This window comes from Thermosulfurimonas dismutans, from assembly GCF_001652585.1.
GTDB classification, from domain to species: Bacteria; Desulfobacterota; Thermodesulfobacteria; order Thermodesulfobacteriales; family Thermodesulfobacteriaceae; genus Thermosulfurimonas; species Thermosulfurimonas dismutans.
In genome coordinates this window covers 106,594-117,405 of record NZ_LWLG01000001.1, presented here as the reverse complement: position 1 = coordinate 117,405, position 10,812 = coordinate 106,594, and the positions used below count along the sequence as shown (strand labels likewise).

At 49.0% G+C, this 10,812-nt stretch carries 9 protein-coding genes; 5 read left to right on the top strand and 4 right to left on the bottom strand.

The window, feature by feature from the left end; translation table 11 throughout:
• Positions 1 to 3: 3 nt before the first annotated feature.
• From groES to TDIS_RS00620, 5 genes are all read left to right on the top strand, one after another.
• Positions 4 to 294, top strand: coding sequence for a co-chaperone GroES (gene groES / locus TDIS_RS00640; RefSeq protein WP_068668257.1), 291 nt, complete (start codon positions 4 to 6; stop codon positions 292 to 294).
• 33 nt (positions 295 to 327) lie between these two features.
• Positions 328 to 1,950, top strand: a complete 1,623-nt coding sequence (gene groL, locus TDIS_RS00635) for a chaperonin GroEL (protein WP_068668255.1) — start codon at positions 328 to 330, stop codon at positions 1,948 to 1,950.
• Between the two features lie 81 nt (positions 1,951 to 2,031).
• Complete coding sequence (locus tag TDIS_RS00630; RefSeq protein ID WP_068668253.1) at positions 2,032 to 3,414, top strand: M48 family metallopeptidase; 1,383 nt, start codon at positions 2,032 to 2,034, stop codon at positions 3,412 to 3,414.
• A 31-nt stretch (positions 3,415 to 3,445) separates the two neighbouring features.
• Complete coding sequence (plsY, locus tag TDIS_RS00625) at positions 3,446 to 4,045, top strand: glycerol-3-phosphate 1-O-acyltransferase PlsY (protein ID WP_068668251.1); 600 nt, start codon at positions 3,446 to 3,448, stop codon at positions 4,043 to 4,045.
• A gap of 25 nt (positions 4,046 to 4,070) precedes the next feature.
• Positions 4,071 to 5,462 carry a DUF342 domain-containing protein gene (locus tag TDIS_RS00620; protein WP_068668248.1) on the top strand — a complete coding sequence of 464 codons (1,392 nt, stop codon included), beginning with the start codon at positions 4,071 to 4,073 and terminating at the stop codon, positions 5,460 to 5,462.
• On the opposite strand, the gene TDIS_RS00615 is transcribed toward TDIS_RS00620, so the two are convergent.
• The 4 genes from TDIS_RS00615 to TDIS_RS00600 all read right to left on the bottom strand — a co-directional run bounded on the left by TDIS_RS00615 (position 5,448) and on the right by TDIS_RS00600 (position 10,327).
• Positions 5,448 to 6,305, bottom strand: a complete 858-nt coding sequence (locus TDIS_RS00615; protein WP_068668247.1) for a ParB/RepB/Spo0J family partition protein — start codon at positions 6,303 to 6,305, stop codon at positions 5,448 to 5,450. The two genes, TDIS_RS00620 and TDIS_RS00615, sit on opposite strands and share 15 nt — an antisense overlap.
• Positions 6,283 to 7,047: a ParA family protein gene (locus TDIS_RS00610; protein ID WP_279614527.1), complete on the bottom strand. Its 765-nt coding sequence runs from the start codon at positions 7,045 to 7,047 to the stop codon at positions 6,283 to 6,285. The genes TDIS_RS00615 and TDIS_RS00610 overlap by 23 nt, the downstream gene beginning before the upstream one ends.
• Positions 7,044 to 9,590, bottom strand: a complete 2,547-nt coding sequence (locus TDIS_RS00605; RefSeq protein ID WP_068668243.1) for a hybrid sensor histidine kinase/response regulator — start codon at positions 9,588 to 9,590, stop codon at positions 7,044 to 7,046. The genes TDIS_RS00610 and TDIS_RS00605 overlap by 4 nt, the downstream gene beginning before the upstream one ends.
• Positions 9,591 to 9,688: 98 nt before the next feature.
• On the bottom strand, positions 9,689 to 10,327 hold the full coding sequence (locus TDIS_RS00600; RefSeq protein ID WP_068668241.1) for a 5-formyltetrahydrofolate cyclo-ligase: 639 nt from the start codon (positions 10,325 to 10,327) through the stop codon (positions 9,689 to 9,691).
• Between the last annotated feature and the right edge of the window lie 485 nt (positions 10,328 to 10,812).

The window sequence follows — 10,812 nt, the reverse complement described above, 5'->3', positions numbered from 1 at the left end:
GCTATGAAGATCAAGCCGCTTCATGATCGTATTCTGGTTCAACGTCTGGAGGAGGAGGAGAAGACTGAATCAGGAATTATTATTCCCGACACGGCCAAGGAGAAACCTGTAATGGGGAAGGTAATTGCCGTAGGAGATGGCCGAATTCTTGAGAACGGTCAGCGGCAGCCCCTGGCGGTCAAAGAGGGCGACCGGATCCTCTTTGGGAAATACGCCGGGACGGAGGTCAAGATCAAAGGGGAAGAATACCTGATTATGCGTGAAGACGACGTGCTTGCCATTATTGAGGAATAAAAATCCAAAAAATTCAAATAGGGAGGTGAGGATATGGCGGCCAAGGAAATCATTTACGATGTGCAGGCTCGGGAAAAGCTCCTTGCGGGTGTAGACAAACTGGCCAATGCCGTAAAGGTGACCCTGGGCCCTAAAGGCCGTAACGTTGTTATCGAAAAGACCTTTGGTTCTCCGACCATCACCAAGGACGGTGTTACGGTGGCCAAGGAGATCGAACTTGAGGACAAGTTCGAGAACATGGGTGCTCAGATGGTCAAGGAGGTGGCCTCTAAGACTAGTGACGTAGCTGGTGATGGAACCACCACGGCCACCGTTTTGGCTCAGTGCATCTTTCGTGAAGGTACCAAGCTGGTGGCGGCTGGTATCAATCCTATGGCCCTCAAGCGCGGTATTGACAAAGCTGTGGAAGTAGTGGTGAAGGAGCTCGAAAAGATCGCCAAACCCTGTAAGGATCGTCAGGAGATCGCTCAGGTAGCTACCATTTCGGCTAACAACGACGAGACCATCGGGAATATTATTGCCGACGCTATGGACAAGGTCGGTAAAGAGGGTGTGATTACGGTTGAGGAGTCCAAGAGCCTTGAGACTTACCTCGATGTGGTTGAAGGTATGCAGTTCGACCGCGGTTATATTTCTCCTTACTTTGTAACCGATCCCGATAAGATGGAGTGCGTACTTGAGGATCCTTATATCCTCATCCATGACAAGAAGATCAGCTCTATGAAAGATCTCCTTCCGGTCCTTGAGCAGGTAGTTCGTTCCGGGAAGCCCCTTCTTGTGATTGCCGAGGATGTGGAGGGCGAGGCTCTCGCTACCTTGGTGGTAAATAAACTCCGTGGGGTACTCCAGTGCTGTGCGGTGAAGGCTCCGGGCTTCGGTGAGCGTCGTAAAGCCATGCTCCAGGACATTGCTATTCTCACCGGTGGAACTCTGATCTCCGAGGAACTGGGCCTCAAGCTTGAGAACGCCCAACTCAAGGACCTCGGTCGGGCCCGTCGGGTGGTGGTAACCAAGGAACATACCACCATCATTGATGGGGCCGGTAAGAAAGAAGACATTGAGGCCCGTGTGAAGCAGATCCGGGCCCAGATTGAGGAGACTACTTCGGATTACGACCGCGAGAAGCTTCAGGAGCGTCTGGCCAAGCTCGTGGGCGGTGTGGCGGTGATCTATGTGGGAGCGGCTACCGAGACTGAGATGAAAGAGAAGAAGGCTCGCGTGGAAGACGCCCTCAATGCTACCCGGGCGGCGGTAGAGGAGGGTATTGTCCCTGGAGGTGGCACGGCTTTTATCCGCTGCCTGCCTGCCCTTGAGAAGCTTCTTGATGAAGTTGAAGGGGACGAGAAACATGGTGTCAAGATCATTATGCGGGCCCTGGAGGAGCCGCTTCGTCAGATTGCGGAAAATGCCGGTTTTGAGGGTTCCATCGTGGTAGAAAAGGTGAAGGCCGAAGATGGTTCCCGGGGCTTCAACGCCGCCAAGGGCGAGTACGAGGATCTCCTGGCGTCCGGAGTGATCGATCCCAAAAAGGTAAGTCGTTCGGCCCTTCAGAATGCGGCCTCTATTGCCGGTCTTCTCCTTACTACCGAGGCCATGGTGGCCGAAAAACCCAAGAAGGAAGAGAAGGCTGGCGCGGGCGCTCCGCCTGAGTTCTAAAGATACCCTTTGAGAGAGGAAACCTAAGAGGGGGCTTCGGCCCCCTCTTTTTATTTTGAGGGTAAAGTTTAAAATTATGTTATGAAACGAACCTTCTGGCTCTTTTTACTGGTAGTTTTACTTTTTGGTGTTCGCATTTCCCCGGCTAAGGCCGTTCTCTCCCCTGAAGATGAGGCTATCTTAGGAAAAAAGATCCTCGCAGAAATTAGGGCCCAGGCCGAGCTGGTAAACGATCCGGAGGTTCTCGCCTATTTGAAGCGTATAGGTCAGAACCTGCTTGAAAAGGCAGGCCCAAAGTATTTCCCGTTCAAGTTTTTCATCATCCGAGATAGCAGCCTCAACGCCTTTGCGGTACCTGGAGGTTATATCTTCTTTACCTCTGGTCTGATCGAAGAGGTTGACCGGGAGGATGAATTGGCAGCGGTTATGGCCCACGAGATTGCTCACGTACAGGCCAGGCATGTGGCCCGCAGACTTGAGGCCTTGAAACGTCTTCAGATCGCCACCGGAGCTGTGACCATCGCGGGTCTTCTCTTGGGAGGCGGTAAGGCTGGCGGGGCTATTGCGGCTACGAGTTCGGCTCTAGCCCTTACTCGGGCGCTCTCTTATAGCCGAGCGGATGAAGAAGAAGCCGATCGTCTGGGCTTTGAGTATCTGATAGCCGCGGGTTACGATCCACAAGCCTTTCTTACTATTCTCAGCAAGATAGTTCGACACCGGTGGCTCCTTACCCAGAATGGCCCCAACTATCTTCTTACTCATCCGGCCCCTCCGGAACGGCTTACTTATCTTGAGACCGTGGTGGAGAAATACAAAACCCGTCCCTGGCGTCGGACGGATCCTCTTTATCTTCGTCGCATACAGGTAAGACTCAAGGTTATAACTCATGATCCTGGAACCCTGGTAGTCCGATACCGAGAGGCCCTAAAGTATTCTCCAAGAGACCCCTTGCTTCATTACGGTCTAGGCATGGCATTGGCCAAAAGAAGATTCTTCAAGGAAGCCATCAAAGAGTTGCTCTACGTGGTTTCGGTTTACCCCGAAAAGGATTACTTTCGCCTGGATTTGGCTGAGGTTTACTTTTCTGCCGGTAGATATCAAGAAGCCCTTCAGGTTTTAGAGGGCTATCTTCGATACCATCCCGAAGAGGTGCGGGCCCGCTGGTTGCTTGCCCGGACCTATCAGGAATTGAAACTCAAGAAAAAGGCCCATGAAGAATTTTTGAAGCTCGAGGACGAACTTTCCGATTTCCCACAATTCCACTTTTATTTTGGGAAACTCCTTTCGGATTTGGGAGAGGAAGGTCGGGCCCACTACGAATTTGGGCGTTATTTTACCTTGAAGGGCGACTTTAAGGTGGCTACTTACCACTATCAAAAGGCCTTAAAAAATCTCCCACCGGATGACCCGTTAAGGGAACAGATAGAAAAGAAGCTTAAGTCCCAAGCTCGCCATAAATCTTGATATTAAGCCCTAATTCTGATATGGGTGATTTATGCTAAAAGGCCTGGTCTTTATAATCGGAGCCTATCTTTTGGGCTCTGTCCCTTTTGCTATTCTAATATGTAAACCTTTTGGGATAGATCCTCGAAAGGCAGGCTCCGGAAATCCGGGAGCCACCAATGTGGCCCGACTCTTGGGGAAAAAATGGGGATTCCTTACCCTTGTCGGTGATTTGGGAAAGGCCCTTGGCCCGGTGGCGTTGGCTAAATATCTCTTACGAACCGACCCTTACTATTATTGGTGGCTTTCCGGAGTGGGGTTGGCGGCCTTTCTTGGACATCTTTACCCAATTTATCTCCGTTTCCGAGGAGGAAAGGGGGTGGCCAGTGCTACCGGCGTTTTGCTTCTTCTCTGTCCACTGGCAGTAGGGATAAGCCTACCTCTATTTATATTTTCGGTGGCCCTTAGCGGGTACGTATCGGTAGGTTCCCTTCTGGCCTCGCTTTCGGCACCCTTATGGGTGTATCTCTTCTGTCCCCGAGTTCCCTATATGATACTGGCTTCTTTTATGGCCGTTCTCATTTGGATCAAACACCGCGAGAATATTAAACGTCTCCTTCGAGGAGAGGAGAAGAGTTGGCGTAAGCGCTAGTTTCAGCCGATAAGATATTTAGAACATGGGTATAAGAGAAGCTTTGAAGAAAAAAGGTTACCCCCTGGGAGATTATCTCCTTCGGGCCTCAAATGATGAGCTAGAGGCCTACCTGGAGGGTGCAAGCATACCTTCGGCTGAGGAATGGGCAAAGATTAGGGAAGAACTTTCCAATCTCGGGCTTTCGGGAATTTTAGAGAAGCCGGAAGTAAAGAATGGCAAGATCGTTGTCGCCCGGGGTAAACCGCCTACGCCTGGGGAGGATGGCCGTCTGGAGCTTTTGGTAGACCTCTCCCATGGTCCAAGGGAGGTTGATAAGAATCGTATTGATTTCCGAGAAATGAATCTGGTGGTTTCGGTTAAGGCCGGAACTCCGATCATAAGGCACATTCCTCCTAAGCCAGGACAACCGGGCTGTAATATTTGGGGAGAGGTTATCCCTCCGCCTCCGGTAAAGGATGTCTCTTTCAATTACGGCGAAGGCCTTCGTCCTGATGAAAAAAACGAGATCCTTATCGCCGAAAGGGACGGGTGCCTGATCGAAAAACAAGGGAAGCTAAATTTGGTTCCCACCTATACCCTTGAAGGGGATGTGGACTGGAAGTCGGGAAATATCCGGTTTTATGGGGAAAAACTGGTCGTTACTGGCGGAGTCAAGCGGGGCTTCAAGGTCCTAGCTGAAGGAGACGTGGAGATCGGCGGTGGCGTGGAAGACGGGACCGAGATCAAAGTAGACGGCGATCTTTCTGTAGGGGGTCTCATTCATGGTGAGAATACCTTCGTTGAGATCTCTGGAAAGGCTATTATCAAAGCCATTGAATACGCTACGGTTAAAGTGAAAGGCTCTCTAACGGTCAAAGACTATATTCTTCAAGCCCGAGTTAAAGTAGGAAAGAACCTTTCCGTGATCGAGGGCCGAGGACTTTTGGCCGCTGGGGAGGTGGAGGTCGGCGAAGGGGCGGTGATTAAAGTGGTTGGCAACGAATCTTTTATGCCAACCTATATCAAGGTGGGCCATCCTTCGGAAATTTTTGAAGAGATCGAAAAACTTAAAGCGGAACTGCTCCTTCTTGATGAGACCACGGAGAAGCTCCGCAAGGCCATGCTTCTGGGGCTTAAACTCAAAAAGGAAGGTAAACTTACCCCGGAAAAATTCCGGATATTACAGAAGATTCAAGCGGTCTTTAGGGAGAAGATGTTCGAACAGGCTGATCTTCAAGAAAAAATCAAGCAAAAGGAAGAAGAACTCCTATCTTATCAGAATTATACCTTACAGGTACTGGAGAAGGTCTACCCCGGGGTAAGAGTTTTTATTGGAAGAAATAAATACGAGGTCAAAAGCGAAATTTCTGGCCCGGGAGAATTCTATCTTGAGGACCAGAAGATAAAATTTCGCCTCCTTTCAACATCTAGATAGTCTTCTCAGGAGACTTAAGAACCTTTCGGCAGATTGCAGGTCTTCAAAATCGAAGCGGAAACGAGGGCGTCCTTTTACTACTTCGACCTTTACTTTAGCCCCTGAAAGTTCGGCGAGTTCTCGTCCCAGGGCCTCAAGATCCGGATCCGGAAGGGCTTTTTTCTTTTGGGGCCGGCCTTCCTTTAATCTGTTTACCAGCCGTTCGGTTTCTCTTACCGAAAGTTTGCGTTTCAGGACCTGATCTCTAGCCTTGAGGATGAGCCCTTCATCTTCTAAGGCTAAAAGGGCTCGGGCGTGTCCAGCCGAAAGCCTTTCCTCAAGCAGATCTTCCTTTACTTTTTCCGGAAGCTTGAGGAGCCTTAGGGCATTGGCCACTGTGGAGCGATCTTTGCCTACCCGACGGGCTATCTCTTCTTGGGAGAGACCGAATTCGTCTATAAGGCGCCGGTATCCCTCGGCCTCCTCAAGAGGATTAAGATCCTCGCGCTGAAGGTTTTCGATAAGGGCTACACTCAAGGCCTCCTCATCCGAGAAGTGTTTTATCAAAACCGGGACTTCTGAAAGGCCGGCCATCTTAGCGGCCCTAAGGCGTCGCTCCCCAGCTACTAGTTCGTAGGTCCCCGGGGCAATTTCTCGTACGAGGAGCGGCTGAAGTAGTCCCCGACTTTTGATGGAGGCTGCAAGCTCTGCTAGGGATTCCTCGGAGAAGTTTCGCCGAGGCTGGAAGGGAGAGGGTAAGATGGCAGAAATTGAGACCGTACGGAGTTCACCTTCAGCCTCCGTTTCCGAGAGAAGGGCCGAAAGACCACGACCTAGCCTTCTATCTTTTTTCTTTCCTGGCACGCTTTAGGACCTCCTCGGCTAGGGAAAGGAAAGCTTGAGCTCCTTTCCCTTGGGGATCGTATTTGGTAATGGGGATGCCATGGCTCGGAGCCTCACTCAAGCGTACTGTGCGAGGAATGAGAGTTTCGAAGACCGTCCATTTGAAGTGTTTGCGGGCTTCCTCAGCTACCTCCCTAGAGAGTCGATTACGGACATCATGCATGGTGAGGACGATCCCGAAGATGAAAAGATCTGGATTGAGATTCTCTCTTATTCGTCTTAGGGTCTTTACTAGAAGTGAAAGCCCCTCAAGGGCATAGTATTCGCACTGAAGGGGGATGATTACGCCCTTTGCAACACAAAGGGCGTTCACTGTAAGGAGGCCCAGTGAAGGGGGACAGTCAAGGATTACGAAATCGTAGCTGGTTATAATTCCGGAAAGGACTTGTTTCAAACGCCATTCTCTTCCAGGAAGCGAGGAAAGTTCTAGTTCCCCCCCAGCCAGTTCTACCGAGGATGGGATGAGATCTATCCCAAAAGGAGTGTTTATTATGAGATCCTTTAGGGGAGCCTTTCCACAGAGAGCAGCATAGAGACTCCTTCTCGCAGCTACCCTTACTCCTAGGCCGCTGGAGGCGTTAGCCTGAGGATCTAAATCTACGAGAAGGACTTCGTAGCCATGTTCGGCCAAGGCGGCCGAAAGGTTGATGGCCACGGTAGTCTTGCCCACCCCGCCTTTTTGATTAGCCAGTGCTAGGATCAAGATTTCTTTTCCAAAATATGTTTTTCGAGAATCTGCGAAAGTTCGTCCATGGTGTAAGGTTTGCGTAGTATATCCACAAAAGGAAGATCTTTCACTATCTTGCGAACATCATCTAGGGTATAGCCGGTGGAAAGGATAGCTTTGACTTGGGGATCTAACTTTCGGAGTCGTTCAATGGTCCAGACTCCGCCCTTTCCGCCGGGAACCGTAAGATCAAGGATTACTAGATCAAAAGGGTTACCGGTTTCAAGCGCTTTTCGATATTTCTCTAGGGCCTCTTCTCCGTCTTCGGCAGTCTCTACCGAAAGCCCCATAAGGGTCAAGGTCTCTTTGAGTAGGATGCGTATAGATTCTTCGTCGTCCATTACCAAAACCTGCCCAGAAAATATTTTAGGTTCTCTTATTAAGGTCTTTTTTTCAGAGCGAGATTTCTTTTTGCTTTCCCCCGCCGGAAGAAAGATTTTAAAAGTGGTGCCCTTTCCAGGTACGGAATGTACGGAGATTTCTCCATTATATCGTTCTACCACGGTCTTTACCACCGAGAGGCCGATGCCTGTGCCGGCAGGTTTGGTGGTAAATCCGGGCTCAAATATTTTGGGCAAGATGTCTTTGGGGATGCCTGGTCCGGTATCCCGCACCACGATGACTACGCGATCGTCCACGTGGACGGCCTGAATGAATAGCTCTCCGCCCTCCGGCATAGCCTCTTTGGCATTGAGGATAAGATTCTGGATCGCCTGGGCCAAGTGGGTAGGGTCAATCTTTACTGGAGGGAGACCTTCTGGGATTTCTAGATGGAGTTTTATAGCCGAGCCATGGAGAAGAAATCGGGCCAGTTCTCCCAAAAAACTCCTAAGATCTACTTCCTTGGGCACGGGAATGTCGCCCTTGGAAAAGGTCAGAAGATCTCGGGCCAAATTCCTGGCCTCACAGGCTACCTTTTCGGCTCGTTTAAGGATATTTTTGAGCTTTTGGTCTTCGGTTAACTTTTGCGCCAATTCCAAGTTGCCTATAATGGAAGCTAGAATATTGTTGAAATCGTGTGCAATTCCTCCAGCTAGAAGTTCAAGGGCCCGATGTTTTTCTAATTGCAATCGTTTTTCTTCTAACTTTTTCCTTTCTGAGATGTCCTGAATTATCCAAAGATAGTAAAGCTTGTCCGGCAATTGTATGATAGAAAGGAAGATTTCTGCCGGAAAAACAGTACCATCTTTTCGTTTGGTCTGGAGTTCGAATCTCTGATTAGCCAGGTGACTATTACCGATTTTGGGTATCTGTTTAAAACTTGCAAGTGCACCCTTGTAAGAATTTGTCGAGGCTAAGATTAGATGGAAGCTCTTCCCCAAAATCTCATCGGTCTTATAGCCAAAAATCTTTTCAGCTGCGGGATTGAAATAGATGATTTTGTCTTGGTCATCTATAAGAATAACACCCAGCGGGGCATTTTCGGCTAAGACCCTAAAACGGGCCTCGCTTTCAATCAATGCTTGTTCGGCTTTTTTACGAACGGTAATGTCCTGGAGGGTTCCCCAAATATGATATTGACCTTCTTCTTTTACCATTTTGAGCGTCAATGCTACCCATAATTTTTGGCCAAGAAAGTCTTTGATTTCTAGTTCATAGCCTGAAATCTCTTTTTTCTTTTCCAATTCTTGAAGAAGCCGGTTTCGATCTTCCTGGTTTACATAAAAATCGCTGGTCTTGAATCGGGTTAGGTCTAAATCCAGGGGGACTTTCAGGAGTTTTCTTAAGGCCGGATTGGCCAGTTTTATGTTCCCTTCCCAATCAGATATAAAAATAGCCGCCGGACTTTCCTCGAAGACTCTTTTGAGCCTTTCCTCAAGGCGCTTGCGACGATCAATATCAAATATGAGGGTGATTTTGAATCGTTCACCGGAAGGAGAATCAAAAGGTGTATTAATAGCTAAATACCAACGCTGATCCTTGGAACAAATGGTCTCCCATTCTATGGTTTTGCCTTTTTCAAAGATAATTTTTTGACGACACCATTTACAAGGTTTGGGACTGCCGTGAATAACCTCGTGGCATTTGTGGCCTATAGGTTCCATGCCTACCCAATTTTTGAAACGCTGGTTGGCGGCCAATATACGGTAATCTTTATCGGAAAGGTAGAAGTATCCTGGAAGGGTATCTACTATTTTTTCGAAAAGATGGCTACCGATAAGGTTGTTTTTCTCGGCGGTGACGTCCCTGGTGATATGAAAACAGGCCCGAATTTTTCCGGATTCATCCCTTATAGGGGCCCCATAAGCCCAGAGCCAGACCTTGAGATGAGGCTCGAAAAATTCTCTAGTTACAGGCTTATCTTCCGTGTGCATCAGGTCGTGCACACAAAAAGGAGGCCTTTCCTCGGTGCCATGGATCAGTTTGTAACAATATCCCCCTTTGATCTCAGAGAGAGGTCTTTTCAAGAGCTTGGACATGGCTGGATTGGCGTAAAGGATTTTTCCTTCAGCATCCACGATCATGACGCCATCAGGGAGGAGATCCAAAAAACTACGGTTTTGGTCGTTGAGGATCATTTAGATGATATTCTAACTGAAAAGAAAACTATAACCAAGTTTCTCTTTCTCGACCGGAAAAGACTTTTGAGGCCTTTACGAAAAGCAGAGGTCTTTTCCTATGTTTCACGTGAAACACGGGTTCGGATAATGCGTTGGGGGGTTACTATGATATCTATCTGGAGGTCATGCTCTTCGGTCGGAACTTTGGGAAGGACTTGTAGCTCATGGATGGTGGTAAGGATCGGGGTCTCAAGGAAGATCTTCCCGGATGAAAGGAGGAGAGCGTATTCCCGAGCCGCAAAACCATCACCCTTGCCCAATCTTTTTCCTTCTGGAGTGACGGCCACGCAACCGGTTACGAAAAGGTCTATCTCAGGTAATTCCTCGAGGGCGAGCCTTTCGCCATAGTGAAAGGCCCCTTTGAGGCTGGCCAGCCGTAGAGGATGGGGTTTGAGTCGGGTGGGGTCAATTAGGAGAAAGGGCTTTTTGCTCTTTGGTTTCGGGGAGCCCAGGATCAGGATTTTTCCTGCGGAGAGTAGTTTGGCCCGTAATGGATACTGGGGGCTGTCGGGATTGACGAAAACTACGCGAGCAGCTTCTACTTCGGGGAGCTCTAAAGCTTTATTAGCGGCCTCTTCTGCGCCTACAAAATTTGGAATACGGCCGTAGGCCCCTGGAAAACGGGCTACCCCTGTTTCCGTAAGTTTTCGCCAGACCTCCTCCCGCAATTGCTGTTGGGCTTCGCCGAGTTTCATCGGTAAGTTCCCATTTTTACGTTTTTTGGAAAAGGCGCAAGGGTTTCAAATTGACAGAGCTTTTTTTTCGATTGGGGTCTTGGAGTCTTTTCTGAGCCATTTTAGCAAAGGGATCCAAGCGTAATATGAGAATTGGCCTTCGTTGGTTTTTAGGTCTTTTCCTGTAGGAGCGATAAAGTAGGGGGCCCGACAGTTGAGACCTTTAGATTGATCTCTTCGGCGAAGTTCAAGCTGGATAGGGGCTTCTGAGTTCGACGGCAGGGCCCAGATGACTTCCTTTTCTCGAAGCTGTCAAGGTTTTAGTAGTTTAAACCTCCTCTTGAGGGAGACCAGGGTAGAGCAAGGCCTTTGAGGTTCATTAACGCCCTTATCAGGGCCTCGTGGAGAAGATTCTACATTCAGCCTACCGAAAGAAGGCTGGAAAGAGTAGGAAAAAGTAATAAAACGGAGAAGTGGAGAGATCTTAAACTAATATTCAAGTTTTG

Bases quoted from the DNA above. Each gene is read 5' to 3' on its own strand.
- TDIS_RS00630 (WP_068668253.1), top strand. From the start codon at position 2,032: ATGAAACGAACCTTCTGGCTCTTTTTACTGGTAGTTTTACTTTTTGGT.
- groL (WP_068668255.1), top strand. From the start codon at position 328: ATGGCGGCCAAGGAAATCATTTACGATGTGCAGGCTCGGGAAAAGCTC.
- groES (WP_068668257.1), top strand. From the start codon at position 4: ATGAAGATCAAGCCGCTTCATGATCGTATTCTGGTTCAACGTCTGGAG.
- TDIS_RS00600 (WP_068668241.1), bottom strand. From the start codon at position 10,327: ATGAAACTCGGCGAAGCCCAACAGCAATTGCGGGAGGAGGTCTGGCGA.
- plsY (WP_068668251.1), top strand. From the start codon at position 3,446: ATGCTAAAAGGCCTGGTCTTTATAATCGGAGCCTATCTTTTGGGCTCT.
- TDIS_RS00605 (WP_068668243.1), bottom strand. From the start codon at position 9,590: ATGATCCTCAACGACCAAAACCGTAGTTTTTTGGATCTCCTCCCTGAT.
- TDIS_RS00620 (WP_068668248.1), top strand. From the start codon at position 4,071: ATGGGTATAAGAGAAGCTTTGAAGAAAAAAGGTTACCCCCTGGGAGAT.